The sequence below is a fragment of the Halorubrum miltondacostae genome (assembly GCF_041379815.1).
Classification (GTDB): domain Archaea; phylum Halobacteriota; class Halobacteria; order Halobacteriales; family Haloferacaceae; genus Halorubrum; species Halorubrum miltondacostae.
In genome coordinates this window covers 80,991-107,104 of record NZ_JBEDNY010000002.1, presented here as the reverse complement: position 1 = coordinate 107,104, position 26,114 = coordinate 80,991, and the positions used below count along the sequence as shown (strand labels likewise).

At 69.0% G+C, this 26,114-nt stretch carries 25 protein-coding genes and 2 tRNA genes; 10 read left to right on the top strand and 17 right to left on the bottom strand.

From position 1 onward, the window contains the following. Positions 1-40 precede the first annotated feature (40 nt). The gene (locus ABNG04_RS06035; protein WP_371160938.1) at positions 41-1,117 is read left to right on the top strand and encodes a S49 family peptidase; all 1,077 of its coding nucleotides are present in this window, start codon (positions 41-43) and stop codon (positions 1,115-1,117) included. Then, the gene (locus tag ABNG04_RS06030) at positions 1,114-2,163 is read left to right on the top strand and encodes a DUF4350 domain-containing protein (RefSeq protein ID WP_371160936.1); all 1,050 of its coding nucleotides are present in this window, start codon (positions 1,114-1,116) and stop codon (positions 2,161-2,163) included. Before ABNG04_RS06035 ends, ABNG04_RS06030 begins: the two co-directional genes overlap by 4 nt. A 24-nt stretch (positions 2,164-2,187) precedes the next feature. Here the strand turns inward: ABNG04_RS06030 and ABNG04_RS06025 are convergent, their stop codons facing one another. Next, positions 2,188-2,346, bottom strand: coding sequence for a DUF7317 family protein (locus tag ABNG04_RS06025; RefSeq protein ID WP_297886506.1), 159 nt, complete (start codon positions 2,344-2,346; stop codon positions 2,188-2,190). Positions 2,347-2,649: 303 nt separating this feature from the next. Between ABNG04_RS06025 and ABNG04_RS06020 the strand changes: the two genes are divergently transcribed. After that, positions 2,650-3,741 carry an anthranilate phosphoribosyltransferase gene (locus ABNG04_RS06020; RefSeq protein WP_371160934.1) on the top strand — a complete coding sequence of 364 codons (1,092 nt, stop codon included), beginning with the start codon at positions 2,650-2,652 and terminating at the stop codon, positions 3,739-3,741. Positions 3,742-3,959: 218 nt separating this feature from the next. Here the strand turns inward: ABNG04_RS06020 and ABNG04_RS06015 are convergent, their stop codons facing one another. The 4 genes from ABNG04_RS06015 to ABNG04_RS06000 form a co-directional block, all read right to left on the bottom strand. Then, entirely contained in the window at positions 3,960-4,685 is a 726-nt protein-coding gene (locus ABNG04_RS06015; protein ID WP_371160932.1) for a CPBP family intramembrane glutamic endopeptidase, read from the bottom strand. 200 nt (positions 4,686-4,885) lie between these two features. Further along, positions 4,886-5,725, bottom strand: coding sequence for an NAD+ synthase (locus ABNG04_RS06010; RefSeq protein WP_371160930.1), 840 nt, complete (start codon positions 5,723-5,725; stop codon positions 4,886-4,888). Between the two features lie 104 nt (positions 5,726-5,829). Continuing rightward, positions 5,830-6,486, bottom strand: coding sequence for an NUDIX hydrolase (locus ABNG04_RS06005; protein WP_371160928.1), 657 nt, complete (start codon positions 6,484-6,486; stop codon positions 5,830-5,832). Then, positions 6,483-6,866: a hypothetical protein gene (locus ABNG04_RS06000; RefSeq protein WP_371160926.1), complete on the bottom strand. Its 384-nt coding sequence runs from the start codon at positions 6,864-6,866 to the stop codon at positions 6,483-6,485. The genes ABNG04_RS06005 and ABNG04_RS06000 overlap by 4 nt, the downstream gene beginning before the upstream one ends. A 128-nt stretch (positions 6,867-6,994) precedes the next feature. On the opposite strand from ABNG04_RS06000, the gene ABNG04_RS05995 reads away from it, so the two are divergent. From ABNG04_RS05995 to ABNG04_RS05980, 4 genes are all read left to right on the top strand, one after another. Then, on the top strand, positions 6,995-7,951 hold the full coding sequence (locus tag ABNG04_RS05995; protein WP_371160924.1) for a DUF5787 family protein: 957 nt from the start codon (positions 6,995-6,997) through the stop codon (positions 7,949-7,951). Positions 7,952-7,985: 34 nt separating this feature from the next. Continuing rightward, the gene (locus ABNG04_RS05990; RefSeq protein WP_371160922.1) at positions 7,986-8,393 is read left to right on the top strand and encodes a CBS domain-containing protein; all 408 of its coding nucleotides are present in this window, start codon (positions 7,986-7,988) and stop codon (positions 8,391-8,393) included. A gap of 124 nt (positions 8,394-8,517) precedes the next feature. Further along, on the top strand, positions 8,518-9,882 hold the full coding sequence (locus ABNG04_RS05985; protein ID WP_371160920.1) for an LLM class flavin-dependent oxidoreductase: 1,365 nt from the start codon (positions 8,518-8,520) through the stop codon (positions 9,880-9,882). Between the two features lie 377 nt (positions 9,883-10,259). Continuing rightward, positions 10,260-10,634 carry a tautomerase family protein gene (locus ABNG04_RS05980; protein ID WP_371160919.1) on the top strand — a complete coding sequence of 125 codons (375 nt, stop codon included), beginning with the start codon at positions 10,260-10,262 and terminating at the stop codon, positions 10,632-10,634. Between the two features lie 11 nt (positions 10,635-10,645). Here the strand turns inward: ABNG04_RS05980 and ABNG04_RS05975 are convergent, their stop codons facing one another. Next, positions 10,646-11,119: a deoxyuridine 5'-triphosphate nucleotidohydrolase gene (locus ABNG04_RS05975; RefSeq protein WP_371160917.1), complete on the bottom strand. Its 474-nt coding sequence runs from the start codon at positions 11,117-11,119 to the stop codon at positions 10,646-10,648. A gap of 275 nt (positions 11,120-11,394) precedes the next feature. On the opposite strand from ABNG04_RS05975, the gene ABNG04_RS05970 reads away from it, so the two are divergent. Then, positions 11,395-13,380: an aconitate hydratase gene (locus tag ABNG04_RS05970; RefSeq protein ID WP_371160915.1), complete on the top strand. Its 1,986-nt coding sequence runs from the start codon at positions 11,395-11,397 to the stop codon at positions 13,378-13,380. Positions 13,381-13,560: 180 nt separating this feature from the next. On the opposite strand, the gene ABNG04_RS05965 is transcribed toward ABNG04_RS05970, so the two are convergent. The 9 genes from ABNG04_RS05965 to ABNG04_RS05925 form a co-directional block, all read right to left on the bottom strand. After that, complete coding sequence (locus ABNG04_RS05965; protein WP_371160913.1) at positions 13,561-14,214, bottom strand: 30S ribosomal protein S7; 654 nt, start codon at positions 14,212-14,214, stop codon at positions 13,561-13,563. Next, positions 14,211-14,639, bottom strand: a complete 429-nt coding sequence (locus tag ABNG04_RS05960; protein ID WP_006111505.1) for a 30S ribosomal protein S12 — start codon at positions 14,637-14,639, stop codon at positions 14,211-14,213. The genes ABNG04_RS05965 and ABNG04_RS05960 overlap by 4 nt, the downstream gene beginning before the upstream one ends. A 195-nt stretch (positions 14,640-14,834) precedes the next feature. Continuing rightward, positions 14,835-15,659: a hypothetical protein gene (locus ABNG04_RS05955; RefSeq protein ID WP_371160911.1), complete on the bottom strand. Its 825-nt coding sequence runs from the start codon at positions 15,657-15,659 to the stop codon at positions 14,835-14,837. Between the two features lie 44 nt (positions 15,660-15,703). Beyond that, positions 15,704-16,123 (bottom strand): NusA-like transcription termination signal-binding factor, encoded by a 420-nt coding sequence (locus ABNG04_RS05950; RefSeq protein ID WP_297887178.1) that lies wholly within the window; start codon positions 16,121-16,123, stop codon positions 15,704-15,706. After that, positions 16,123-17,337 (bottom strand): DNA-directed RNA polymerase subunit A'', encoded by a 1,215-nt coding sequence (rpoA2, locus tag ABNG04_RS05945; RefSeq protein WP_371160909.1) that lies wholly within the window; start codon positions 17,335-17,337, stop codon positions 16,123-16,125. Before rpoA2 ends, ABNG04_RS05950 begins: the two co-directional genes overlap by 1 nt. Beyond that, positions 17,330-20,257: a DNA-directed RNA polymerase subunit A' gene (locus ABNG04_RS05940; RefSeq protein WP_371161931.1), complete on the bottom strand. Its 2,928-nt coding sequence runs from the start codon at positions 20,255-20,257 to the stop codon at positions 17,330-17,332. Before ABNG04_RS05940 ends, rpoA2 begins: the two co-directional genes overlap by 8 nt. 6 nt (positions 20,258-20,263) lie before the next feature. Then, positions 20,264-22,093, bottom strand: coding sequence for a DNA-directed RNA polymerase subunit B (rpoB, locus tag ABNG04_RS05935; RefSeq protein ID WP_149799274.1), 1,830 nt, complete (start codon positions 22,091-22,093; stop codon positions 20,264-20,266). A gap of 1 nt (position 22,094) precedes the next feature. Continuing rightward, positions 22,095-23,660: a DNA-directed RNA polymerase subunit B'' gene (locus tag ABNG04_RS05930; protein ID WP_173229174.1), complete on the bottom strand. Its 1,566-nt coding sequence runs from the start codon at positions 23,658-23,660 to the stop codon at positions 22,095-22,097. Next, positions 23,657-23,887 carry a DNA-directed RNA polymerase subunit H gene (locus ABNG04_RS05925; RefSeq protein ID WP_371160906.1) on the bottom strand — a complete coding sequence of 77 codons (231 nt, stop codon included), beginning with the start codon at positions 23,885-23,887 and terminating at the stop codon, positions 23,657-23,659. Before ABNG04_RS05925 ends, ABNG04_RS05930 begins: the two co-directional genes overlap by 4 nt. 290 nt (positions 23,888-24,177) lie before the next feature. Between ABNG04_RS05925 and ABNG04_RS05920 the strand changes: the two genes are divergently transcribed. Continuing rightward, positions 24,178-24,250, top strand: a tRNA-Asp gene (locus ABNG04_RS05920). A 30-nt stretch (positions 24,251-24,280) separates the two neighbouring features. After that, positions 24,281-24,353: transfer RNA gene (locus tag ABNG04_RS05915), tRNA-Asp, on the top strand. Positions 24,354-24,592: 239 nt separating this feature from the next. Here the strand turns inward: ABNG04_RS05915 and ABNG04_RS05910 are convergent. Both ABNG04_RS05910 and ABNG04_RS05905 read right to left on the bottom strand, forming a co-directional pair. Next, positions 24,593-25,597 carry a histone deacetylase family protein gene (locus ABNG04_RS05910; protein WP_371160904.1) on the bottom strand — a complete coding sequence of 335 codons (1,005 nt, stop codon included), beginning with the start codon at positions 25,595-25,597 and terminating at the stop codon, positions 24,593-24,595. Further along, the gene (locus ABNG04_RS05905; protein ID WP_371160902.1) at positions 25,598-26,029 is read right to left on the bottom strand and encodes a histone family protein; all 432 of its coding nucleotides are present in this window, start codon (positions 26,027-26,029) and stop codon (positions 25,598-25,600) included. Positions 26,030-26,114: the final 85 nt, after the last annotated feature.

Below are 26,114 nucleotides of genomic sequence, written 5' to 3'. Positions count from 1 at the left end.
GGCACGGCACTTATCATGCTGTGCGTGTACAATACACACGATGTTTGAGCGTACGCGGTCCGCGCTCGCGTGGGCCGTCGACAGCTACGTCCTGTTCGTGCTCCTCGGTGTGGTCCTCGGCGCGGCCGTCGCGCCCGTCGCCGTGGACACGGCGACGGGACCGGACGGAACGGTCGCGGTCGTCCCGATTCAGGGGACGATCGACGGGGAACTGTCGACCGAATACCAGGCAATGCTCGCCGAGGCCCGCGCGGAGGCCGACGCGGTGGTGATCGTCGCCAACAGCGGCGGCGGGTCGGCGGCCGCCAGCGAGGCGATGTACATACAGACGCTGCGGCTGCGGGAGTCGATGCCGGTGGTCGCGACGGTCGACGGCGTCGCGGCGTCCGGCGCGTACTTCGCCATCGCGCCCGCTAACGAGGTGTACGTGAAGCCGAGTTCGTTCGTCGGGAGCGTCGGCGTGATCGGGAGCCTCCCGCCCGACGTCGAGCCGAACGACGTGGTCGGAACCACCGGCCCGAGGAAGGTTGAAGGGTTCGGCAACCGCGAGTTCTTCGCCACGCTCGAGACGTCGCGGAACGCCTTCGTCGGGTCCGTGGTCGAACACCGCGGCGACCGGCTCGAACTCACGGAGAACGAGGTCGCGACGGCACGGGTCTTCGGCGGGTCGGTCGCGGTCGACAACGGCATGGCCGACGCGATCGGCGACCGCCGGGCAGCGATCCGGGCGGCGGCCGACCGCGCCGGACTCGATCGCCCGTCGGTCGAGGTCATCACCCCGGCCGACGTCGGCGGCGGGGACTGGACCGCGACGTACTCGCTGCGGGCGGCGTACTACGCCGGAGGTGCCGACGAGAAGCGGTTCGAACCGATCCGGACCGCGAACACCCCGCGACAAGGGTCGTTCCCGACCGTCCTGATGGCCCACCCGGGGGCCGTCGCGGCCGGCGACGCGACGCTGGTGACGCTCGACTCGCGGGGGGCGGTCGAGGTCGCACCGACAGGCGACGACCGGTCGGTCGGCGGGACCGGCTCCGGCGCGGACGCGGGGGCGAACGCGACCGATGCGAACGCGACCGACGCGGGCCGGATCGACGCTGCGGAGGTGGCCGGATGAGCGAACCTCCCAGTGAGGACTCGGACGCCGACGCGTCCAGCGGCGGGGCGTTGGCGGGCCGACGCGGCACCGTCGCGAAGGGGCTCCTCGTCACCGTCGTCCTCGCCGCGGCGATCGCGGGCGCGGCGGCCGTCGTCCCGTTGCTGGCCGTCGACTCGCCGCCGCAGCCGGAGTTCGAGACGTTCGACACCGAGCGGACGGTCACCGAGGGCCTCCCGTCGACGGGGACCATCGAGCCGGAGCCGCCGGTCGTTCCTGCCGGCGGAACGGTCGTGATCGACGCCGAGGGCGCCGGGCGGAGCCGGCTGGGGCCGCTGTCGGAGGCGATCTCGAAGGCCAACCACGACGTGGAGTACGACCCCGACCGGCTCGAGTCCGCGATCGACGGCGCCGACGCGCTCGTGATCGTCGACCCGGACACCGATTACTCGGCGGACGAGCTCGACGCGATCGAGGCGTTCGCGGACGAGGGGGGTCGAGTCGTGATATTCGGCAACCCGAACCGGTTCGAGGTGACCGGCGGGGCCCTCGGCGCTTCGCTCGGGGAGCGGGAGAGCGACCTGCGCGGGCTCGGCGAGCGCTTCGAACTCTACTTCGACACGCGGTACGTGTACGACCAGGAGCGAAACGACGGCAATTACCGGCACGTCGTCGCCGCGCCGCCGGAGAACGCCTCGCTGACGGACGGAAACGGGTCAGTCGGCGACGCCGAGTCGGTGGTGTTGTACACCCCGACCGAGGTGCGCTCGACCGCCGACGCCGAGCCGGTGCTGGTGACGGGACCGAACGCGCGGACGGCCGACAGCGACACGCAACGCGAGCATACGCTCGCCGTGCGAGACGGGAACGTCCTCGCGGTCGGCGACGCGCGGTTCATCGCCGCGGACCGGTACAACGTCGGCGACAACGACCAGTTCCTCGCCGGCGTGGTGGAGTTCCTCGTGAGCGGGGACCGGGACGCCGGACCTGATGGAGGCGACGGCGAGGAGGGCGGGAGCGACAGCGAGTGGGTCGAGACAGCGGTCGGCGCGCGCGACCCGGCGTGACGACCGGTGTCGACGCGGTCGGCCTCAGTCGTCGGCGGGGGCCTCGCCCGGCGCGGGCGCGAACGCCCGAGCGCTCTCCTCGAGCTGGGCCGTCGAGCAGCCGCCGACGGTCGCAGCCTGTTCCAGCGTCAGCGTACGGGACCGATACAGCGTGAGCGCGGTGGCGACGGATTTTGATGTCATCGGGTACGATAACCAAACAGATGGACGCACATATAACTCTGACGCTGTTTAGCTACTGATACAGAATACAAATAGCCCAGAACTGGTTGTTTTTCTAGATATTTGTCTCATAGCGACACGATCGTTCGATAGTTGTATGAGAACGAGTAACACAGATCGGGCGAGAGCGGTCGCAGCGTCCCGGTTCGGCGCTCGCGCGCAGCGGCGTCGCGCCGGCCCGGTCGGCGGGACCCCCTCCGGTTCCGTTCCCGCAGGGCGGGAGTCGAACGGGGGACTTTTCGTCCGAGGAGCCCAACGGGGCGTATGGCTCAGGCGACCCAGGAGTTCGGCGACTGGCCCCTCAAGCGGCTGATGACCGAGGTCTGCGGCTCCGGTCACAAGTCGGCCGACGACCTGACGCGCGCGCAGGCGACCGAGGCGTTCGAGCGCATCCTCGCGGGCGAGCCCGACCCCACCACGCTCGGGGCGTTCTGGCTCGCGAACCGCTGGAAGCGGAACACGCCCGAGGAGCTCGGCGCGTACGTCGACGTGATGTGCGACCGCGTCGAGTACGCCGAACCCGACGCCGACCCCGTCGACTGCGGCGCGAACTACGACGGGAAGGGGCGGACGGCGATCCTCGGCGTCGCGGCGGGCGCGGTCGCGGCCGCCGCGGGCACCCCGGTCGTCGTCCACTCGGGCGACCGCGTGCCCACTCAGAAGCAGGACGCGTACAAACACGTCCTCGACGAGCTCGGCGTTCACACCGAGCTGACGCCCTCCGACTCCGCGGACATGGTCGACGAGACCGGCTTCGGCTTCTACTACCAGCCCGCGTTCAACCCCGCCGTCGACGACCTGTTCGACCGGCGCGACATGATGGGCGTCCGGTCGTTCGTCAACACCGTCGAGACGCTGGCGAACCCCGCCGGCGCGTCCGTCCACCTCGGCTCCTTCTACCACCTCGCGTTCGCGAAGAAGGTGGTCGACACGTTCGTCGAGAGCGAGTTCCACGACCTCGACCGCGTCCTGATGTTCCAGGGCATGGAGGGGTACGACGACGTGCGGCCCGGCTACACGAAGGTCGCCGAGTGGGACGCCGCGGGCGGCGACGGCGAGGGCAGCGAGGGCGCGTCCTTTGACGACTTCGAGATCGAGACCGCCGACTACGGGATGGACCTCGAAGAGGACGACCTCGCGGTCGAGGACGTGGCGGCCGACTCCGCCGAGATCACGGAGGCAGTGCTGGCGGGCGAGCGCGACGGCCCCTTCGCGGACGCGGTCGCGGTCAACGCCGCGCTCCGGATCTACGCGGGCGGCGACGCGGACTCCATCGAGGAGGGCCTCGACGCGGCGCGGGAGGCCATCGACGACGGCTCCGCCCGCGACGTGCTCGAAGCGATGCGAGAATTCTGAACCCGGTCGGCTCCGCGGACCCGTCTCCGACTACCGGCTTTTTTACAACACGCGGGGCACGCTCAAAGAGCTGCGGGATCCCTCGGCGACCCGTCGCGTCAGTCGACTATCGTCTCAACCGCCCGAGCGGCGATCTTACCTCGGGGAGAGAGGGTCCCTCGGTCGTAGCGGACGAGCAGGCCGGCCACGACCGCGACGGCGCCGACGACGCGGGCACTCTAGAGGATGAACGCGTCGACCGACTCCACGGCGAGGAGGCCGACGAACAACCCCGTCGCGGAGTTGACGGCACCGTGCGTGATCATCGCGAGAAACACGCTCCCCTCGGTGCTGTTGTACAACCAGGTCAGCACCACCGAGACGAGGACGATGAACGGGACGAAGAGGACGTACGGTCCCTCGACGAGCCCGAACGGGAGGACGTACACCGGCAGGTGCCAGCCGGCCCATGCGAGGCCGACCAGGATGCTCGCTCGGAATGCGCCGTGTCGTCGTTGTAGGCGCGGGAGGAGAAATCCGCGCCAGCCGATTTCCTCGTTTCCCCCGGTGACCAGCGTGGCGACCGGAAGCCCGCCCAGAAAGGCCAGTACGCCCCAACCGAACCGATCGACGCGGACGGTCGCGCCGGCGGCGACGAGCGCGGCGGCGCCGATCCCGTAGATGAGGACCGGGACGAGCAGCGCCGCGGCGTACCAGCGAGGAGCGACTCGCCAGCGGAGTCGGGTGGCGAGCCACGTCCGGACGGTTCGCCCGGCCGCCCAGCGAACCGCGACCGCGGCGAGCGCGGGACCGAACCCGCCGACGACGATCGTGGCGACCGCGAGCGTCCGCGTGGACTGGATGAGAGACCCGAGGAACCACGTGCTCCAGGAGAACGCACAGGCGATACCCAGAAACGCCGCGAGCGGATGAGCGGTAACGAGTGGGACGCGCGCGCTGACCATAGACGAAACGTTGTAGATTCCCGGTATGAAAATACTGAATCACTTCGCGGACGGCACTCGGTAGCCGAGGGGTCCGGGCTAGAACGCGTCTGGCGGAACGGATCGACGGCGGAACCCGGCCGAAAGTCGCGAGCCGGGCGGTCGGGTACGCGTCACCGCGTCGCTCCGTGGTGAGCAACTGCCGGAGCGCGCTCGGGACGTTACAGTCCGCGCTCGGGGGCGGGCGGCATCGCCCGCTTGTGGGCGCTGCGCTCGTAGAGGTCGACCACGCGGTCGACGGCCTCTTCCGGCACGTCGAGTTCGCTGACCGTCGCCGACCGCGAGAGGCCGCCGTCGACGTGGACCGCGAGGATGGCGTCGACGGTGTCGTAGTCGAGCCCCAGCTCCTCGGCGTCGGTCTGGCCCTCCCACATGCCCGCGGTCGGCTCCTGCATCACGAGCTCGCGGGGGACGCCGACGTGCGCGGCCAGCTGGCGCACCTGCTGTTTGTAGAGGTTGCCGACGGGGTTACAATCGACCGCCTGGTCGCCGTACTTCGTGTAGTAGCCGGTCATCGCCTCGGCGCGGTTGCCCGTCCCGAGGACAACCCGGTTCTCGGCGTTGGCGACGAAGTAGTTCAATACGGCGCGGGTGCGGACGTAGACGTTCCCGGCGGCCATCTGGTCGGTCGCGGCCTCCGGGACCGCGTCGAAGAAGGCCTCCGCGATCGGCTGGATCTCGATCACGTCGTACTCGATTCCGAGGTCGTGGGCGACGCGCTCCGCGTCGCTCATCACGTCCGCATCGTTCACCGCCGAGGGCATCGTGAGGCCGTGGAGGCCGTCCTCGCCGAGCGCCTCGACCGCGAGGTGGGCGGTGAGCGTCGAGTCGATACCGCCAGAGAGGCCGAGGACCGCGCCATCCGCGCCGGCGTCGTCGACGACGTCGCGGATGAACGAGACGATGCGCTCGCGGGTCGCCGCCAGTTCGTCGTCCGAGAGGCGAAGGTCGAGCGGAGGGTCGTCTGACAGCAACACCGACTGCTCCGAGGCATGACTCATACGTCTATCGAGGGGCCGCAGCGACTAATACCTCCGCGTTAGCCCCGTGAACTGGACGCGCGTCGGGTTTTACTCGGCGCTAAACGTGGCTCGACAGCGGGCCCTCATAGCAACCCCTCGCGCTCGGCGAGGAGGAGGCCCTCGAGCGTCGCGTCGTTCGTCGGCGGCTCCCGGGCGAGCGCCAGCGCCTCGTCGACCGGCACCGCACGCGGGGTGAGGAACTCGTTGCTGTCGTGGTCGACGTCGACCGGCTCCAGCCCCTCCGCGAACACGTAGCCGCGTTGGTGTCGCAACACACCCGTCGAACACCACACCTCTTGGAGCAGCGACGTGGCGGACGGCTCGAAGCCGGTCTCCTCGGCGAGCTCGCGCGCTCCGGCCTCGGTGTACGACTCGCCCGACTCCACGACCCCCGCGGGGAGTTCGAGCTGGGTGTTCCGCACCGTGGGACGGTACTGCTCGACGAACAACACCTGCCCGTCGGCGACCGCGACGATCACCGTCGCGGGCGACAGCTCCGCCCAGTAGTACCGCTTCTCCGTCCCGTCGGGCTGCTCGACGCGGTCGTAGCCGCCGACGAACCACCCCTCGTCGTACTCGACGACGACCTCGCGGACCGGCCACTCCGGCTCGCCCGGCAGCGAGTGGTTCCGCCCGTCGTTGAACGCGGGGAGGTCGTGGAGGTCGGCGGCGGAAGACGACCCGGAGCCGCCGTCCGACGGGTCAGTCGGGGCCGGCGCGTCGTCGGGGTCGCCCGTCACGGGCGGACCACCTCGACGTGGTACGTCTCGCCGCTGCGACGCACCCGCACGCCGGTCTCCGTCGCGGCCGCCGGGGACTGTTGGGTGATCGCGTCGACCTCGTCGAACGGAGTGTGGGTGAACCACTCCTTCATGCCGAAGGAGCCAGTCTGGTAGCCGTCAGAGCGCCCGTCAGCGCTCTCTATCGCGCCGATAAGGTACGGGTACCGCCGGTCGGAGACGTTGTTCACGTCGGCGGCGGTGCCGTTCGTCTCGATCTGTTCGGCCGTGAGGTAGTACGGATCGCCGCTCCCGAGGTAGCTCGGGAGCGCCCCGAGCGCGAGCAGCGCGACGACGACGAGGGCGATGGCTACGAGGAGGTTCCGGGTGACCCGGCGCATGGTTGCCGTACGGTCCCGCGGGGAATACCGGTTTCGACCCGGGGCGCTGAGGCCGTCGACCGGGAGGCGAGCCGGAACGCGGGCGCGGCCGCCGACGCGTTTTACTCCGCTGCGTCCCTTCCGCCGTCATGGAGTACCGGTTCGAGCTGGCACTGTGCGCCGCGCTCGAATCTCCGGACCGGGTCGTCGCCCGCCAGCTCGGCGCGGGCGTCGAGACGCCCGGCACGCGCATCGTCGACGTCTGTCTGCTCTCGCCGGGAGCGGGCTTCGACGACCGCACCGCGATCAGCGCCGAGCGGATCCCCGACCCCGCCATCGAGGCCGCTGTCGGCCCGGGCGAGGCGGTCCCCGTCGCCGACGCCTTCGACCTCCCGCCGGACCGGGCCGCCGCCGTCGTCGAGCGCGCGGTCGAGGTCGGCTACCTCGAACGCGAGCGCCGGAACGGGCGACCGGTCGTGCGGGCGACGGCGCGTTACCCGGAGGACTGGGTCGGCGACCTCGTCGCGGTCGAGAACAAGCCGGACCTCGGCACGCCGGGCGACTTGGAGGCCCAGCTGCGATACGACGTCGCGCTCGGCCTGTTCGACGAGGTGGTCCTCGCGACCGCCTCCTACGTCACCCGCGCGCACCTCAACCGGATCCCGGAGCCGGTCGGCGTCTGGCGGTTCGACCCGGAGACGGGCGAGCGCGAGGTCGTCCGCGAGCCGACGCCGCTCGATCCGGGCGCTCCGGGCGTCGAGATCCGCGACGAGCGACCCTCCCGCACGGACGTCGCGCTCGTCGGCCCCGCGGCGAAGGCGCGCAAGCGGCGGCGGATCGCCGAGCGCGCGTACGGGAAGGGGTGGCGACCCGACCCGCCGGCTTGCGTCCACAGCGAGGCGACCGCCGACGGGCGGCCGCGCTGCGCGCACTTCGAGCGCGTCGTCGACCCCGGTCGCGAGTGCGGCGACGGATGTCCGGCGTTCGAGGCGGCCGACCCGCCGGCCGCGGACCGAGATCGGCTCCGTGACGAGCGGACGGCATGGGTCGCCGCGCCCGAGGGGGACGGCCCGCGCCGCCAGTCGGGCCTCTCACGGTATCTGTGAGAACGCTTATACGGTGAGGGCGGGTGTTTCGGGCATGGACGAGATCGAAGACGTCTTCGTCGCGCGACTAATGTCGTCGGACCTCCACACCGTGACGCCGGACACGCTGGTCGAGGACGCGGCCGCCGTGCTGCTCGAGAACGACATCAGCTCGGTGCTGGTCGTCGACGACGGCGGGTCGCTCGGCGGGATCCTCACCTCGACGGACTTCGTCGACATCGTCGCGAAGAGCCAGCCGAAGGCCGAGACGACCGTCGAGCGGTACATGACGCGTAACCCGATTACGGCGAGCGCGCAGGACGACGTGTCGGCGGTCGCCGCGACGATGCTCGAACACGGCTTCCACCACGTCCCGGTCGTCGACGGCGACGAGCCCATCGGGATCATCACGACCTCCGACTTCGCGGCGTACGTCTCGTCGCCGGAGTCCGTCTCGGCGTAGCGCGGTCGTCCGCCGACCGTCGCGACATCCGGCCGTCGCCGCGCCTGCTCGTCGACCGTCCGCGACCGCGACAAGTGCCGCCACTTCCTGTGTCCGTATTACCCCGGAGCGCGTACCGGGCTCCGTGTCCGATCACCTGCATCTCAACCTCTTCACCATGGCCTCGGTCGAGCACGTCTCGCCCGGGTCGTGGCGGTACCCCGGTGACCGGTCGGCGGATTACGCCGACCGCGAGTACTGGACGGAGGTCGCGCGCACCGCCGAGCGTGGCGGCTTCGACGCGGTGTTCTTCGCGGACGTGCGCGGTATCTACGACGTGTACGGCGACGACCGCGAGACGGCCGTCGAGCGGGCGGTCCAGACCCCCGCGAACGACCCGCAGCTCGTCGTGCCCGCAATGGCGGAGGTCACGGACGACATCGGCTTCGCGGTGACGCGCTCGACGACCTACAATCACCCATACCAGCTCGCGCGGGAGTTCTCGACGCTCGATCACCTCACCGACGGCCGGGTCGCGATCAACGTCGTCACCTCCTACCTGGAGTCGGCCGCGGCGAACCTCGGTCTCGACGAGCGGATGGACAAGGAGACGCGCTACGACCGCGCCGACGAGTTCCTCGACGTCTGCTACCAGCTGTGGGAGGAGTCGTGGGAGGACGACGCGGTCGAGGCCGACCGGGAGACCGGCCGGTACAGCGACCCGGAGAAGGTCCACGCCATCGACCACGAGGGCGAGCACTTCTCGGTGCCGGGCCCGCACGGCTGCGAGCCGTCGCCGCAGCGCACGCCGGTCGTCTACCAGGCCGGCTCCTCGGACTACGGGCGGTCGTTCGCGGCGCGCAACGCCGAGGCCGTCTTCGCCAGCCAGCCGACCGAGGAGGGCGTCGTCGAGTACATGACGGACGTGAAGTCGCGCGCGGCCGACGCCGGCCGCGACCCGGAGAGCCTCCGCTTCTTCATCGGCGTGGTGCCGATCGTCGGGGAGACGCGGGAGCTCGCGGAGGCGAAGTACGCGGAGTACAAGCGCCACGTCGACGTCGAGGCGACGCTCGCGCTGCTGTCGGGCTTCCTCGACATGGACCTCTCCGAGCTCGACCCGGACCAGAAGGTCGAACACATCGAGACGGACGCGATCCAGGGGACGATGAACGCGTTCACGAAGGCCCAGCCCGACCGGGAGTGGACGGTGCGCGAGGTGGCCGAGTTCTGTGGGCTCGGTACCACCTCGCCGAAGCTGGTCGGCACCCCCGAGCAGGTCGCCGACGAGCTCCAGCACTGGCACGAGGAGGTCGGCGTCCATGGGTTCAACGTGAAGGAGGTCGTCCGGCCCGACTCGCTCGTCGACTTCGTCGACCTCGTCGTTCCGGAGCTGCGCGAGCGCGGACTCGTCCCCCCGACCGACGCCGAACCACCGGGCGAGACGCTCCGCGAGCGGCTCCTCGGCGAGGGACAATCGCGGCTCCGCGCGGACCACCCCGCCAGACAGTAGTCCGGAGCGCGGCCTCGGCACGTCCACGACGACCGGATCGCGGTCGACCGAATCCCATGTCGTGTCAGTCGAGCGTTGTGAACGGATTGCCGCGAACTAATACGACAACCCTGCCGCCCCCGGCAAGATTAAGTGTCTACCATCGGTATGTTCAGGTGACGCTTCGCTTGGAGGGCCGAAGCGTCAGCGGGGACCTACGGAACGACACGCTCGTGCCACCTTTTCCCGGCACGGGCGTGCCGTTCGTTCCTTTGAACGCTGAGCCGCTAGCCCGCCGAATCGCGATACTGGCGGCGGCGCATCGAGACGACCGACGAGCGTCGCGTCCGCGCTCCGAGGGCCGGTAAGCCGAAGTCGCTGCCGACCGAGCCGACGGTATGCCGCTGTTACAGTTCGCGACGACGCTGTCCCTATCGCCCGCGGAGCGCGAGGAGTTCACTTCGTTCGTCACCGAGCGGTACACCGAGGAGATGGCGACGACTCCCGGCCACGTCGCCGTGACGATCGCGGAACACGAGCCGTCCGCGATGGCGATCGGGCGTGGCGTCGAGGGGCCGCTGTTCTTCCTGGACGCCGAGATCCGCGAGGGACGCCCCTTCGAGTACAAGCGGGCGTTCGCACTGGCGGTGATGGAGCGGGCCGTGGCGACGCTGGGCGTCCCGGAGCCGAACTGTAAGGTCGTCTTCACCGAACACGCGGGCGAGGACATGATGGGGATCGACCGCGTCGGCGGAGACTGGGAGGGGGCGTAGCTCGGACCCGCTCAGAGGTGCTCCTCCTGGTACGCGCCCTCGTACGTTCCGTCGTGGTCGGCCTCGGCGAGCACCAGCTGCGCGATCCGCGCGCCCGGCTCGATCTCGATCGGGTGGCCGACGTCGAGCCGCCCCTCGCCGACACCCTCGTAGCCCGCGTCCCACACCGCGGTGTCGAGGGTACAGGCGTTCCGCAGCAGCGTCGAACGCGGGAGGACGAAGCCGATCCGCCCCTCCGGGATGCGCACCGGCTCGCCGTACCGGACGACGTAGCTCCCGCGTTCGAGCCGGTAGCAGTCGCCCCGCGGCTCCAGCTCCCGTCGCTCCCCGACGCGCTTCCCGTCGCGGCCGAGCCGGCCCGGTTCGGTCTGTGCGAACACCGCGTCGACGGTGAGGTCGACGCCGTTCGGCTGTCGCTGTTCGTCGTCGAGGTCGGCGCCGGCCGCGGAGAGCGCCGCCGCGACCGCGGCTCCCGAGTCGAACATGCCCGTCCGGAACCGCGGCCGAGCCTAAACGGTGTCGGCCGCGCCGCGCGCCGCTCGCACGGGAAGCGGGCGGTCTCGCCGCGACCGCTGAGGCGGTGTTTTTCGGCCGTTTCAGGCGTTTAATGACCTAAAATACTCGGCACGGCTACGTATTTCACGGTGCGTGGTATCACGCCGAGATACGCGCGAGCGTTGCCGCATCAAACGATCTAACACGGTCGATCTTCGGGAAACTCGCGGGTTTTATATCCACGGGAGAGCCAACTGCGGATGATATGGGACAAACGATTACAGAGAAGATCCTCGATGATCATCTCGTCGAGGGCGAGCTGACGCCCGGCGAGGAGATCGGCATCGAGATCGACCAGGTGCTGACGCAGGACACCACGGGGACGATGGTGTGGCTCCAGTTCGAGGCGCTGGACCTCGACGAGGTCCAGACGGAGCTCGCCGCGCAGTACTGCGACCACCAGACGTACCAGTTCGACTTCAAGAACACCGACGACCACCGCTTCCTCCGCTCTGCGGCCGGCACGTACGGCGCGTACTTCTCGCGGCCCGGCAACGGGATCTGCCACCAAGTCCACAAGGAGAACTTCGCTGCGCCCGGCAAGACGCTGCTCGGGTCCGACTCGCACACGCCGACCCCCGGCGGGCTCGGCCAGCTCGCGATCGGCGCCGGCGGACTCGACATCGCCGTCGCGATGGGCGGCGGCCCCTACTACGTCGAGATGCCGGAAGTCGTCAACGTCCACCTCGAAGGGGAGCTCCCCGAGTGGGCGACCGCGAAGGACATCGCGCTCCACCTCCTCGGCGAGCTGACCGTCAAGGGCGGCGTCGGCAAGATCTTCGAGTACACCGGCCCCGGCGCCGAGGAGCTCACGATCCCCGAGCGCACCACGATCACGAACCTCGGCACCGAGCTCGGCGCCACCTCCTCGATCTTCGCGACCGACGAGAAGACGAAGGACTGGCTCGCGCGCCAGGACCGCGAGCACGAGTACGTCGACCTCCAGCCCGACGCGGACGCGGAGTACGCGGAGACGATCGAGGTCGACCTGACCGAGCTCGAGCCGCTCGTGGCCGCCCCGTCGATGCCCGACAACGTCGCCCCCGTCAGCGAGTTCGAGGGCACCGACGTCGAGCAGGTCATCGTCGGCTCCTGTACCAACGGCGCGTACGAGGACATCCTCCCCAGCGCGAAGATGCTGGAGGGCCGCGAGGTCGCCAAGCAGACCGAGATGATCGTCGCGCCCGGCTCGAAGCAGGCCTCCGAGATGCTGGCCCGCGAGGGCTGGACCGCGGAGATGATGGCGGCCGGCGTCAACTTCTCCGAGGCGACCTGCGGCGCGTGTATCGGCATCGGCCACGTGCCCGCCTCCGACTCCGTCTCGCTGCGCACCTTCAACCGCAACTTCGAGGGCCGCTCGGGCATCGAGGACGACTCCGTCTTCCTCTGCTCGCCCGAGGTCGCCACCGCGGCGGCCATCACCGGCGAGATCGTCGACCCGCGTGACCTCGCGGACGACCTCGGCGACCTCGAGGCCCCCGGCCTCGAGATGGGCACGAAGTACGGCCCCGGGATGGGCGAGGACGATTCCGACATCATCTCGCCCGACGAGTCGATCGACGATGGGCTGGTCAAGGGCCCGAACATCGGCGACGTGCCGCTGAAAGACGGGATCGACGTGGACGGCGGCGAGGCCCTCCTCAAGATGGAGGACAACATCACCACCGACCACATCATCCCGGCGACCGCGGACATCTTGAAGTTCCGCTCGAACATCGAGAAGCTCTCCGAGTTCACGCTCTCGCGCGTCGACGACACGTTCGCCGAGCGCGCGCTCGACGCCGACGGCGGCGTCCTCGTGGCCGGCGAGAACTACGGGCAGGGCTCCTCCCGTGAACACGCCGCGCTCTGTCCGATGTACCTCGGCATCGAGGCGGTCTTCGCGCAGAGCTTCGCCCGCATCCACAAGGCGAACCTCTTCAACTTCGGGATCGTCCCGCTGGCGATCGACGAGGAGACGTACGAGGAGATCGACCAGGGCGACGACCTCGAGATCGTCGACGACGTGCCCGCGGGCGTCTCCTCCGGCCAGGAGGAGTTCACCGTCAGCGTCAACGGCGAGTGGGAGTTTACCGCCGACCTGGACGCCTCCGAGCGCGAGCGCGACATCCTCGCGGCCGGCGGCAAGCTCTCGTGGGTCAAACAGCAGCACGCGGACGGCGGCTCCGGCGCGGCCCCGGCCGACGACTGAACCGCGAGCGCGCGGTCGCAGTCCCGCTTTTCACTATTTCATGGTCGCCAGCGGCGGCACCGCCTTCCGTGGCCGGCGGTCCCGAAGGGAGCCGCTCGACGTGACGAGCGGTCGGCACGGACCTGTCGGTAGGTGGAGAGAGAATAAAACGGAGAGGGGTCGGCTGCCGGCGAACCCGGGTCAGCGGGCCGCAGCGGCGACGCGTTCGCGCTCTTCCTTCTGCGAGATGGAGTACGAGCGCTCGACGTCGTAGTCGGCGGCGAGGACGAGCTCGCTCGCGAGCGCCTCGGCCGCGGGGGTCGACGACTTGTACGTCGCGCTCGCGACGGCGTCGGAGATGAACAGCAGCGCCTGGTCGACGCGGCGCTGGGGCGCGACGTCGACCGCCTTCGGGACGGAGATGCCGCCGTACTTCAGGCGGACGGTCTCCTCGCGGGGCGCGGCGTTCTCGACGGCGCTCACGAGGATCTGGGCCGGGTTTTCCTCGGTCCGCTCGTGGACGATGTCGAAGGCGTCGCGGACGATCCGCGTCGCCTGCTGCTTCTTGCCCGTATTCTCCTCGGTCTGCATCAGGCGGTTGATCAGCCGCTCGACCAGGGAGATCTCGCTTTTCTTGAACTGCTTGGACGCGTGCCGACCCATCGTGTGCGCAATGGGCGTCACGGTCATGTAGCGCTTCGTCGAGGGGTCCTCGTAGGCGATCTCGGTGACGTCCCAGACGCCGAACAGCTTGGCGTTCTCGTTGGCGGCCTCGCTCGACGCGGGCGCGTCCGGGTCCGGCTCGTCGGCGGCGACGTCCTCCTCGGACGGCGCCTCGGTCTCCTCGCCGCTCATCTGACCGGCTTCTCCGCGTTGCCGCGAACCAGTTCGATCATCGACACGCCGTTGACCTTCTCGACTTTGTAGTTGACGCCGGAGAGGTCGCCCATCGCGCGGCCCTTCGCACCGCCGATCCCGGCGATGGTGACCTCGTCGTGCTCGTCGATGAAGGAGATCGCACCGTCACCGGGACAGAACGCGGTGACCTGCTTCCCGTTCTTGATGAGCTGAACCCGAACACACTTTCGGATCGCGGAGTTCGGCTGCTTTGCCTCGATACCGACCTTTTCGAGGACGATGCCGCGCGCCTGCGGGGCACCCTCCAGGGGGTCGGACTTCGTCTTGAGCCCGCGCTCGCGCCGAGCGTACTCGGAGTCGGACCAGCGGCGCTTCTGCCGGTCCTTTTTGAGCTTACGGGCCGCGTACTTGCCGTTCGCCATCGTACGCCTATTTCCAAACGGAGCTACTTAAGCGTCGTCTTTCTCCGCGGCGAAACGGCCTCAGATCCTCCGAGCGCTACCTCTCGACGGATCTGAGGGGGTTTCGCGAACCGACCGCGGGTCGGGAACGACGGCCGTTCGCTCCCGCTGAGCCGGTGAGCCGGCGCGAGCGGCCGTCGTTTTGGCCGGCGACGGTCAGCCGCTCGTCTCCTCGCGCGCCGTCTCGGCCCAGTCCGGCTCCGGCACCGTCGCGCCGAGGTCTCGGTAGTCGATGTCGACGTCGACGCTCGCCGACTGGCCGTCGTGTTCGCCTGCCCACGACTGTCGGAGCCGTGGGACGACGGCGGACTCGTACACGTGGATCGTCGCCGACGCCGTGTCGACGGTCTCGGGGACGGCCCGGTCGCCGGCGAAGGCGTCGGCGGCGAACCGCGCCGTCCGCTCGCCGCGCACCTCGCCCGCCCCGTCGCTCGTGGGGTTCCAGAGGTTCAGCCCCTCGTACTCCGTCTCGCCCTCCGCGGTCTGTCCCTCGACGCGGATCCCGGTCACGACCTCGCCGCGCATCACCTCCGCGAAGTCGCCGTCCGACCGCTTGACCGCGCGACGGGCGTACCGCGTCTCGTCGCCGCTCCGTCGGCGGATGAGCGCCAAGTCGGCGGTGACGTACAGTTCCGAGACGTCGGCGGCCTCCGCCTCCGTCAGCTCCTGTCGCACGTACTGTCGTCCGTTCTCGAGGTCGTACGCGGCCTCGTACTCCTGTGAGGGCAACCACGGGGTCGGCTCCGCGTCGCCGTCGTGGCTCGTCGCCGCCGTCGAGAACAGCGTGGCACCCCCGGCGCCGACGAGCGCCTCGACGTGTCGATCCGCGAGGAGGGCCACGTCGAGCCCGTCCTCTGTCCGCCAGTCGGCGTCGGGGAACGGCCGGTCCGCGCCGCCGTTCTCGTCGCCGTCGCCGAGGCAGCCGGCCACGCCGACCGCGGCCCCGGCTCCGACTCCGCTGAGGAAGCGCCTCCGGTTCATGAGACGAGGAACGGTCGCGTCGGCAAAAGGGCGTGGGTTCCGGCTCAGGTCAGCTGGACGTCGTCGACGTCGTAGTGCCGCGCTGCGAGCCGGCGAGCGGTCTCGATGTTCGCGCCCTCCGCGCCGATGGCGACGCCGCGGTCCGCCTCCGGGACCTCGACGTACGCCACGCGGTCGTTCTGCTCCGAGATGGTGACGGCGTTGACGGCCGCCGGCGCGAGCGTGCTCGCGACGAACGCCTCGGCGGTGTCGGCGTCCTCGACCAGCTCGATCGACTTCCCGAGCCGCCGCTCGGCCTCCGCGACGGTCTCGCCGCCCTGGCCGATCGCGCTCGCCATCTCGCCGGCGGGCACCACGAACACGAGTCGGTCGCCCTCCACGAGGCAGTCGGTCGGCGCGACGCCGGTCAGCTCGTCGAACCGGCCGATGTAGCGCCGCGCCTCGTCGGAGAGCTCGACGCGCATTAGTCGTCGCTCACGACGCGCGACCCCATCCGGAGGTCGACGTCGCCGGTCCCCATCGAGATCGGTTTGCCGGCGATGACGTTCTCGATGACGCCGTCGAGGTCGTCATACTCGCCGTGGATCGCCGCGTCGAGCAGGTGGTTGACCGTGACCTCGAACGCCGCGCGGGCGAGCACCGAGTCCTTGTTGCCGGAGATGCCGTGCCGGCCGATCGACTCGATCTCGCCGTTGTTCGTCATGATGTCGGCGACGAGCATGAGGTGGCGGACGTTCACGTCGTCGAGCCCCTGCTCTTCGAGCGTGTTCTTCGTCTCGTCGATGATCGTCTCGCGGGCGGCCTCGACCCCGAGGTTGCGGTAGATCTCGTGGATGTTGTTACACGTCGTCCGCGAGGCGTCGACGCCCTCGATGTCGAGGGTGTCGCCGAACGCCGACCCCTCGGTATAGAGGACGAACTCCTCGTCGCCGTCGATCTCCTCTTTGCGGATGACGACGCGCTCGATCTCCTCGATGCCCTTGAACACGATCTCGCGCAAGCGCTCGACGAGCTGGAGCAGCTCGCGGTAGCTCGGCTCGTTGGGGCCGAACTCGATGACCGTGCCGGCCTGTCGCGTCTCGACGCCGAGCGCGTCCTCGATTGTCTCGGCGATGATCTCCGCGATCTCCGTCGGGTCGGAGTGGGTCGGCCACCGCTCTAAGAGCGTGTCGTCGTTCAGGTCGATTCGGACCAGCATGTCCGCGACGTTCGTCGACACGTCGCCGAGCGCGAGGATGCGCGTCGCCTCGATCGACCAGACGACCTCGTGGGCCTTCTCCCGGTCGGTCGCGTACTCGCCGTCAAGGTGGACCGTCATCATCGGCGTGTCCGGCGTCTTCCGGGCGTCCACCAGCTCGATGAGCCGGGGGAGCCCCTGCGTGACGTCGATCTCCGCGACGCCCGCGTAGTGGAACGTGTTCATCGTCATCTGCGTCCCGGGCTCGCCGATCGACTGCGCGGAGACGGTGCCGACCGGGTCGAGGGGGTCGACCCGCGTCCGCTCGTAGCGGTTCGCGACGCCCTCGGCGATGTCGGTCGCCTGTTCGATGGTGACGCCGCCGGCCTCCTCGGCCTTCCGGTCGATGGCGTCGTACACCTTCGTCTTGAGCCGACGGGGGAGAGAAGTCGCCTCCACGACTGCCTCCATGTCGTCGGTGACGTTGTCGAACTCAGTCATCCGACTCCACCTCCAGCTCGGAGGCCTTGTTCAGGCCCGGCCCGGCGTGCTCCGAGAGGTTCGTCGGCGGCTCGCGCTCGCCGAGGAACCGCTCTTTCTCCTCGTCGGAAGCGAACTCCGCGTCGACGACGCGGTCGACGATCCCGTCGACGTCGATCCCGTCCTCCTCGCCGGAGGAGACCTTCACCGGCGAGGTGCCGTCCTCGCCGAACTCGAACTGGACGATCCGGCCCGAGGTGTCCCGGACCGTGCCGTCGTACTGCGCCTCCAGTTCGGAGAGCGCGTTGATGAGCCGTCGCTGGAGGTAGCCGGACTTGGAGGTCCGGACCGCCGTGTCGACGAGCCCCTCGCGGCCGCCCATCGCGTGGAAGAAGAACTCCTGTGGGGTGAGCCCGCCGCGGTAGGAGTTCTCCACGAACCCGTGCGCCTCCGAGGAGAGGTCGTCAGGCCGGTAGTGCGAGAGCGTCCGGTCCTCGTAGCCGCGGTTGATCCGCTCGCCGCGGACCGCCTGCTGGCCGACTGAGCCGGCCATCTGCGTCAGGTTCAGCATCGAGCCACGCGCGCCGGAGCGCGCCATCACGACCGCCGGGTTGTCGTCGCCGAAGTGTTGGTCGGCGATCTCCCCGGCCGAGTCGCGGGCCTTGCCGAGCGTCTGCATGATCTTCATCTCCAGCGTCTCGTCGACGCCGCGGCCGGGCAGCGACTCGAGCTCGCCGGCCTCGTACGTCTCGATCAGCTCCTGGACGCGGTCGTAGGCGCTCTCGATCGCCTCGTCGACCTGCTCTTCGGCCTCCGGCGGGATCGACTCGTCGTCGATCCCGATCGAGAACCCGAAGTTCATGATCGCGCGCATCGCCAGCGACGCGATCTCGTTGATGAACACCCGGGCGCGGGTCTCGCCGTAAGCCTTCGTGAGGGTGTCGACGACCTCGCCGCCGAACGCGCCGACCGCGTCCTCGTCGATGGTCCCCTCGATCAGCTGGCCGTCCTCGATGACGACGTCGTCGCCGGCCGAGGAGGAGAACGATAAGTCGAGGTCGTCCGGGAGCAGCTCGGAGAACAGCGTCCGGCCGGTCCAGAACTCCTTACCGGCGTCGTCGACGCCGTCCGCCTCGGGCAGTTCGTCCACGCGGGTCGCGCGGAGCAGGTCCAGCGCCTGCGTCTCGGAGAACTCGGGGTTCGAGTGCGTGAGCAGGTAGGTCCCGGAGATGTGGTCCTGGATGGCCCCGATGATGTTCCCGCCGAAGCGGGGGCTCAGGATCTGCTCTTGGACGCGCATGAGGACGCGGGCCTCGGCGCGGGCCTCCTCGTTCTGGAGCGCGTGCATGTTCATCTCGTCGCCGTCGAAGTCGGCGTTGTACGGCGGACAGACGACGGTGTTGAGCCGGAACGTCTTGTACGGCATCACCACGACCTCGTGGGCCATGATGGACATCCGGTGGAGCGACGGCTGCCGGTTGAAGATCACGATGTCGCCGTCCACGAGGTGGCGGTTCACCTCCCAGTCGGCCTCGACTTTCTCGGCCAGCTCCTCGCAGTTCTTCTCGGTCACCTTCAGCCGGCGGCCGTCGGGGCGGCGCACGTAGTTCGCGCCGGGGTGGGCCTCGGGGCCGTTCCGGACGTACTGCCGCGCCTCCTCGACGTTGCGCTCGGTGACGTTGAGCGTCTGGGTCATTTCCTTGGCGACGCGGTCCGGGACGCCGACCTCATTCAGCGAGAGGGTCGGGTCCGGCGAGATGACGGTCCGGGCGGAGAAGTTGACGCGCTTCCCCGACAGGGAGCCGCGGAAGCGGCCCTCCTTCCCCTTCAGCCGCTGGCTGAGGGTCTTGAGGGGACGGCCGGAGCGGTGTCGGGCCGGCGGCGTCCCGCTGATCTCGTTGTCGACGAACGTGGTGACGTGGTACTGGAGCAGCTCCCAGAGGTCCTCGATGATCAGCTGCGGCGCGCCCGCCTCGCGGTTCTCCATGAACCGCTGGTTGATCCGGATGATGTCGACCAGCTTGTGCGTGAGGTCGTCCTCGGAGCGCTGGCCGTTGTCGAGCGTGATCGAGGGACGGGTGGTCACCGGCGGGACCGGGAGCACCGTCAGGATCATCCACTCCGGGCGGGAGTGCTCGGAGTCGATGCCGAGGACCTCGAGGTCCTTGTCCGGGATGTCCTCGAACCAGTCGCGGATGTCCGAGGGCATCAGCTTGTTCATGTCCTCCTCGGTGAGGTCCACGTCGAGCGCCTTCTCGATGGCGCGGCGGTCCTCCTTGCGCGGGCGGAACTCGCCGGCCATGATCTCGTTGATCCGGTCGACGGCGATATCCGTCTTCTCGGCGAGCTCCTGCGGGGAGGTGCCCGGGTCGTCCTCCTCCTCGTCGGGCTGCATCGCGGCCGCGATACGCTCGGAGTAGTCGCCCGAGAGCACGTCCTGGACCTCGTAGTAGGTGGTCGGCTTCTCGTGTTTGATGTCCGCCTGCGGCTCGCCGCAGAACGGGCACGTCGACGCCTTGCGGGCCTGCCGGACGGCGGCCTTCAGCACGTCGTGTTCGTCGTCGCCGAGTTCCTTCGCCCGCTCGTAGCGGTCGCGGAACTCGTCGCGCTGCGCGTCGTCCAAGGCGAGGCGACCGCACTCGCGGCACGTCGAGCGCAGCAGCCGCCGGATGAGCTTCGTGAAGCCCACGTGGATGACCGGCGCGGCCAGTTCGATGTGGCCGAAGTGGCCGTTACAGGAGCCGGAGTGGGAGCCGCAGGTCCGACACTCCAAGCCGGGATCGATGACGCCCAGTCGCGGGTCCATCAGCCCCATATCGATCGGGTAGCCGTCGTCGTCGTACGTGTCGGCCGTGATCACTTTCGTCGCGGACATGTCCCGGTACGTCTCCGGGTCCATGAGGCCGAAGTCGATCCCGCCGAGCACTTTCGGTGTTTGCATTGACATCTAAATCGCGTCCTCCAGTTCGAGTTTCGGTCGGATGCCGAGGGCGATCATCTCGTCGAGCAGCAGCTTGAACGCGTAGCTGACCTCCAGCTCGTGGATGTCGTCCTCGTCGCCCGTGACCGGGTCGTACACGCGGCGCTGTTCGCGGTCCTCGACGGCGACGAGCCCGGTCTCCGCGGAGACGTGGACCGTCTCGGCGTCCGAAGACTCCAGCAGCCGCTCGTTGAGCACCATCGACGCGCCGTGGCCGATGATCGTGTCGCGCTCCATCTCCCCGACGCGCAGCCCGCCCTCGCGGGCCCGCCCCTCGGTCGGCTGGCGCGTGAGCACCTGGACCGGCCCGCGCGAGCGGGCGTGGAGCTTGTTCGACACCATGTGGTACAGCTTGTGGTAGAAGATCGTCCCGACGAAGATCTCGGCATCGATCTTCTCGCCGGTGACGCCGGAGTACATGACCTCCTTCCCGGAGGACTCGAACCCGTGCTCCTCGAGCTGGTCGCGGAGCTCCTCTTCGTCTTCGCCCTGGAACGGCGTCCCGTCGACGCGCGAGCCGCGGAGCGAGCCGACCTTTCCGCCGAGCATCTCCAGCACGTGGCCGACCGTCATCCGCGACGGCAGCGCGTGCGGGTTCATCACCAGGTCGGGGACGACCCCCTCCTCGGTGAACGGCATGTCCTCCTGCGGCGCGAGGTGGCCCACGACGCCCTTCTGGCCGTGGCGGGACGCGAACTTGTCGCCGAGTTCGGGGACCCGTTGGTCGCGTACCTTCACCTTCGAGAGCTTGGAGCCGTCCTCGCCCTCCATCAGCGTCACGGTGTCGACGACGCCCGACTCGCCCGAGCGCATCGTCACCGAGGTCTCGCGGCGCTTCTGCGGGGAGAGCCCGCCCATGTCGTCGGGCTCCTCGAGGAAGCGCGGCGGGCTGGTCTTGCCGAGCAGGACGGACGACTCGTCGACCTTCGTCTCGGGGTTGACGAGGCCGTCCTCGTCGAGGTGCGTGTACGCGTCCTCACCGCGGGCGCCGCGCACGTCTTGGTCCGGGATCTCGAAGCGGTCCTCCTGGCCACCGGGGTACCGGCGCTCCTCGCCCTCGTAGGTCCGGAAGAAGTGCGAGCGGGTGAGCGCGCGGTCGACGGAGCCCTGATTCATCACCAGCGCGTCCTCGATGTTGAAGCCCTCGTAGGACATCACGGCGACGACGAAGTTCTGCGCCGCCGGCCGCTTGTCAAAGCTGATCTGGTCGGACGTCTGCGTCTTCACCATCGCCAGCTGCGGGTAGTGGAGGAGGTGCTGACGCGTGTCCGGCCGGATCCGGTAGTTCGCCGAGGGGAGTCCGAGCGACTGCTTCATCATCCCCGCGCCCATGGTAATCCGCGGGCTCGCATTGTGCTCGGGGTACGGGATCATCCCCGCGCCGATGCCGAAGACGAGCTGCGGGTCGATCTCGAGGTGCGTGTGGTCGTCGGTCACGTCCTCCTCGTCGACGGCGACGAGGATGTCCTCCTCCTCCTCGGCGTCGATGAACTCGACGTAGCCGCGCTCGACGAGGTCCTCGAACTCGACGTCGCCGCGTTCGAGCGCCTCGACCTCCTCGTCTCCGAGGAGCGGCTCGCCGTTCTCGACGACGATGAGCGGGCGTCGCGCCCGCCCCGCGTCGGCGTTGACGATGACCTCACGCGTCCGGTCTTTCACCGAGACGTTCACCATCTCCGAGACGTCGCCGCGGCGGCGCGCCTCGCGGATCTGCTCGGCGAGCTCGTCCGGATTCTCGTGGGTGCCGACGAGGCTCCCGTTGACGTACACCTTCGCTTCGCGTTCTGCTTGTGCCATGTTAGTCGTCCGCCGTCTGTCGTTCGACGCCCTCGATGCCGGGGATCCCCTCGACACCCATCGACGCCAGTTCTCGTTTCAGCCCCTGTTCGTCCTCGACGGTCTGTGAGAGCTCCATCGCCTGCGCGAAGTTCTTCACGAGCCCGCAGTTCGGCCCCTCCGGCGTCTCGGAGGGACAGATGCGACCCCACTGGGTCGCGTGGAGGTCCCGCGCCTCGAAGTGCGGCTGCGACCGCGACAGCGGCGAGCGCAGCCGGCGGAGGTGCGAGAGCACGCCCATGTAGTCCGTCCGGTCGACGAGCTGGGAGACGCCCGAGCGGCCGCCGACCCAGTTCCCCGTCGCGATCGGGTGTTCGAGGCGCTCGGTCAGCACGTCGGAGCGGACCACCGTGTTGACGGTGAGCTGCCGGTTCCGCATGTTGGCGCGTTCGAGCTGGTACTTCACGTCGCGCGCCAGCTTGTTGAGCGCAGTGCGGAACAGGTCGCGCATGAGGTCGCCGGAGACCTTCAGGCGCTTGTTCGCGTAGTGGTCCTTGTCGTCGGCCTCGCGGCGGTCGAGCGCGAGCTCGAAGCACGCCTCGGCCATCCGGCAGAGGTAGTACGCCTTGTTGATCCGCACGTCCTCCTCGTCGACGCCCTCCTCGTGGAGGTGCGGGAGGAGGTAGCGGTCGATGACGTAGTTCGCCCGCTTGAGCTGGTAGTTCTTCCCCTGACCGCTCGCGACGCGCTCGCCGAGGGTCTCGATGGCCCCCTCGGTGGTCTGTACGTCGGCCTCCTCTAAGTTCTCCAGCATGAACTTCACGATCTCGGGGTCGTCCGAGACGCGGTGGACGATCTCCTCGTCGGACTCGAGCCCGAGCGCCCGGACGAGCGTCACGAAGTCGATAGAGCCGGAGACGGAGGGGAACGACACTTCGAGCAGCCCCTCGCGGTTGCGCTCACAGAGCACCAGCGCACGGTAGCCGCGGCGCTGGGAGAACGTCTTGGCGACCTGGATCTCGTCGCCGTACTTCGAGTCGTACTCGGCGAGGATCTTGTTCGGCGCCAGGTCCTCCGAGGTCATCAGCACGCGCTCGGAGCCGTTGACGATGAAGTAGCCGCCGGGGTCGACGGGGTCCTCGCCGATGTCGATGAGCTCCTCGTCGGAGAAGCCCGCCATGTTACACTTGTCCGAGCCGACCATGATCGGCATCCGACCGACCTTCGTCTCGGTCGTGTCGACGACCTGCTCGGGCTCGTCCTCACCGCCGCGGACGATGGACATCTCCATGAACACGGGAGCCGAGTAGGTGATGTTCCGGAGACGCGCCTCTTGGGGGTAGAGCAGTTCCTCGGAGCCGTCGGCCTCGCGGACGCGCGGCGTGACCATCCGCACATCGCCGAGTTCGACGTAGACGGGCTCTTGGCCCTCCTTGTCGCCGATGTCCGTCTCGATCGTCTCCTTCTCGTCGACGACTTCCTGCATGCCGCGGTCTAGGAAGTTGTTGAACGAGCGGAAGTGGTGTTCGGCGAGCCGTTCGTCCGAGAAATACTCGCGTGAAACAACGCGTCGATCTTGCCTGTTCATGAGACGACCAGTCGGTACACGACCGCCTCGTCGGTCGTGCGGGAGTCGCGAACGATTTTCACCACGTCGCCGACCTCGGCCTCGTCGGGGATCGCGGGATCCGTGCGTTTGATCTTCGGTAAGTTCGTTTTCTTCACGTCGTACTCCGCCAGGACCTCCTCGACCTCCTCGGGGTCGTCGAGGAGGACGTGGTCCGGGACGAGTTCGTGTTGGCTTACGTCTACCATGGGTGCTGGTGGTGGGGAGAAGCTATCACGAGATACTACAGATATGTATATACGCCAGCGGCATAAGACTTACCAAGCGCCGCCGCGCACGGCTGGCGGGTCGGGGGGCGTTCGACACTCCCACACACGCGAGGTCGACACAAAAGGATACCGGAGGCGACCGCAATCGCGGACCCGGCGACCCCCTCTGCGTCGCGGTTCGAGGCCCCGGATTCCCTGTCACCAACCCGCACTCCCGATAGGGATGACAAGCCTTATTTGCCAGACAGGGGTACGAACTGATGCGACAAGCCCGGATGGTGTAGTGGCCCATCATACGACCCTGTCACGGTCGTGACGCGGGTTCAAATCCCGCTCCGGGCGTCCCCACGTTTCGGGGCGCTGTCGCTGTTTGCCCGGATGGTGTAGTGGCCCATCATACGACCCTGTCACGGTCGTGACGCGGGTTCAAATCCCGCTCCGGGCGTTTTCGACGAACAACACGGCGAGCGGAGCAAGCCGTTGGTCGAAAACGCGAGCAGAGGGGTTTGAATCTGAGGACGAGCGAACGGAGTGAGCGAAGTCCTCCGGGTTCAAATCCCGCTCCGGGCGTTCCTTCGACGCCGCAACAACAATCGAGGGGCAACAGTGACGAGCGAGTCCGGCGTCGACGAATCCAAGTTTGAGAGACAAAACCGAGAGCGGAGCGGCCGGTGAGGCAGCGCGTTACAGGTCCAGTTCCGTCCGTAGGTCGTCGACGAGTGACTCGGTCTTCTGGTCCGGTTCCTCGTCGGTGTCGACCGGCGTCCGACCGTCGTACGTCTCGTGGACCATCGAGACGCCCTCGGCGAGGGTGTCGAGCCCGTAACCGCCCTCCAAGACGTACGCGTCGGCCGCGCCGACATCGTCGGCGAGCGTTCGGATCCGGTCGGTCAACAGCGCGTACCCCTCGGAGGAGACGCGCATCCGCGAGATGGGGTCGTGGCGGTGCGCGTCGAACCCGGCGGAGACGATGAACAGGTCCGGGTCGAACCGGTCGACCGCGGGCGCGATCCCCTCGTCGACGGCGTACAGGTAGTCCGCGTCGCCGGCCCCGGCGGCCAGCGGGAGGTTCGCGGTGGTCCCCTCGCCGTCTCCCTCGCCGGTCTCGTCGAGCGCGCCCGTGTCCGGGTAGAGCCCGTCTTCGTGGATCGACGCGTAGAAGACGTCCTCGCTGTCGTAGAAGATGTCCTGCGTCCCGTTGCCGTGGTGGACGTCCCAGTCGAAGATGGCGACCCGGTCCGCGAGGTCCTTGTCGATCGCGGCCTGTGCGGCGACGGCGGCATTGTTAAAGAAGCAGAACCCCATCGCGTCGTCGGTGACGGCGTGGTGGCCCGGCGGGCGGCCGATCGCGAACGGCGTCTGTCGACCGGTCGCGCTGTCGAGCGCCTCGCGGGCCGCCCACTGGGCGAGGCCGGCGGCGGTGAGCGCCGCGTCCCACGTGCCGTCGCTGGCGACGGTGTCGGGGTCCCAGCTCCCGCCGCCGTCGGCGACGAACGACTCCAGTTCGTCGACGTACCCGTCGTCGTGGACCGCGGTGATCGCCGCCTTCTCTGCGGGGTCGGCCTCGACGTACTCGACGCCGTGGCGCTTGGTGAGCCCGCGGCGGATCGCGCGGAGCCGATCCGGGTTCTCCGGGTGTCGTTCGCCGGTGTCGTGGTCGAGACACCGGTCGCTGTAGCCGAACCGCATCTACTCGAACAACGCGAAGTACGTCTCGATGTCCTCGGCCTGTACCGTTCGGCGGTCCGCGTGGCGGGCGAGCGTGGCGGCGGCGCTCGCGACGTTGTTGGCGTAGTCCTCCAGAATATCGGCCAGCGCGACCCGCGCGTCGACGCCGACCCGGTATCGGTCGTCGATCCGGAGTCGCGCGATCCGGTCGATGGGCGCGACCGGCAGGGTGAGGTCCTCGCGGCTGACGACCTGCTCGACGCCGAAGTCGGCCGCCATCAGCGTCTTCCGGCTGTCCGCGGTCGCCCGCTCCGCCGCGTCGACGGCGAGGTCCGCGCCGTGCGATTGGATCCGTCGGGCGAGCTCCTCGGCGGCGTCCGCGCTGACGCGGAGTTCCCCGGCGTTCCGCCGGATGATCCCGTCGACCGGCGCGAACGGCAACTCGACACTCATACACACAGTCGCGTCCGTGTATCGTATAACGCTTTCCGTTACCCGCATCGCCGCCGGCTCCGGAGGGGGAACGAGCCGAACCCGA

Excerpts from the sequence above, each read along its gene's own strand:
- ABNG04_RS05925 (WP_371160906.1), bottom strand. The coding sequence starts at position 23,887 with ATGGTAGACGTAAGCCAACACGAACTCGTCCCGGACCACGTCCTCCTC.
- ABNG04_RS06030 (WP_371160936.1), top strand. The coding sequence starts at position 1,114 with ATGAGCGAACCTCCCAGTGAGGACTCGGACGCCGACGCGTCCAGCGGC.
- rpoB (WP_149799274.1), bottom strand. The coding sequence starts at position 22,093 with ATGGCACAAGCAGAACGCGAAGCGAAGGTGTACGTCAACGGGAGCCTC.
- ABNG04_RS05965 (WP_371160913.1), bottom strand. The coding sequence starts at position 14,214 with ATGAGCGGCGAGGAGACCGAGGCGCCGTCCGAGGAGGACGTCGCCGCC.
- ABNG04_RS06010 (WP_371160930.1), bottom strand. The coding sequence starts at position 5,725 with ATGAGTCATGCCTCGGAGCAGTCGGTGTTGCTGTCAGACGACCCTCCG.
- ABNG04_RS06035 (WP_371160938.1), top strand. The coding sequence starts at position 41 with ATGTTTGAGCGTACGCGGTCCGCGCTCGCGTGGGCCGTCGACAGCTAC.
- ABNG04_RS05995 (WP_371160924.1), top strand. The coding sequence starts at position 6,995 with ATGGAGTACCGGTTCGAGCTGGCACTGTGCGCCGCGCTCGAATCTCCG.
- ABNG04_RS06000 (WP_371160926.1), bottom strand. The coding sequence starts at position 6,866 with ATGCGCCGGGTCACCCGGAACCTCCTCGTAGCCATCGCCCTCGTCGTC.
- ABNG04_RS05975 (WP_371160917.1), bottom strand. The coding sequence starts at position 11,119 with ATGTTCGACTCGGGAGCCGCGGTCGCGGCGGCGCTCTCCGCGGCCGGC.
- ABNG04_RS06020 (WP_371160934.1), top strand. The coding sequence starts at position 2,650 with ATGGCTCAGGCGACCCAGGAGTTCGGCGACTGGCCCCTCAAGCGGCTG.
- rpoA2 (WP_371160909.1), bottom strand. The coding sequence starts at position 17,337 with ATGACTGAGTTCGACAACGTCACCGACGACATGGAGGCAGTCGTGGAG.
- ABNG04_RS05955 (WP_371160911.1), bottom strand. The coding sequence starts at position 15,659 with ATGAACCGGAGGCGCTTCCTCAGCGGAGTCGGAGCCGGGGCCGCGGTC.
- ABNG04_RS05980 (WP_371160919.1), top strand. The coding sequence starts at position 10,260 with ATGCCGCTGTTACAGTTCGCGACGACGCTGTCCCTATCGCCCGCGGAG.
- ABNG04_RS05910 (WP_371160904.1), bottom strand. The coding sequence starts at position 25,597 with ATGCGGTTCGGCTACAGCGACCGGTGTCTCGACCACGACACCGGCGAA.
- ABNG04_RS05905 (WP_371160902.1), bottom strand. The coding sequence starts at position 26,029 with ATGAGTGTCGAGTTGCCGTTCGCGCCGGTCGACGGGATCATCCGGCGG.
- ABNG04_RS05930 (WP_173229174.1), bottom strand. The coding sequence starts at position 23,660 with ATGAACAGGCAAGATCGACGCGTTGTTTCACGCGAGTATTTCTCGGAC.
- ABNG04_RS05970 (WP_371160915.1), top strand. The coding sequence starts at position 11,395 with ATGGGACAAACGATTACAGAGAAGATCCTCGATGATCATCTCGTCGAG.
- ABNG04_RS05960 (WP_006111505.1), bottom strand. The coding sequence starts at position 14,639 with ATGGCGAACGGCAAGTACGCGGCCCGTAAGCTCAAAAAGGACCGGCAG.
- ABNG04_RS06025 (WP_297886506.1), bottom strand. The coding sequence starts at position 2,346 with ATGACATCAAAATCCGTCGCCACCGCGCTCACGCTGTATCGGTCCCGT.
- ABNG04_RS05950 (WP_297887178.1), bottom strand. The coding sequence starts at position 16,123 with ATGCGCGTCGAGCTCTCCGACGAGGCGCGGCGCTACATCGGCCGGTTC.
- ABNG04_RS05940 (WP_371161931.1), bottom strand. The coding sequence starts at position 20,257 with ATGCAAACACCGAAAGTGCTCGGCGGGATCGACTTCGGCCTCATGGAC.
- ABNG04_RS06015 (WP_371160932.1), bottom strand. The coding sequence starts at position 4,685 with ATGGTCAGCGCGCGCGTCCCACTCGTTACCGCTCATCCGCTCGCGGCG.
- ABNG04_RS05990 (WP_371160922.1), top strand. The coding sequence starts at position 7,986 with ATGGACGAGATCGAAGACGTCTTCGTCGCGCGACTAATGTCGTCGGAC.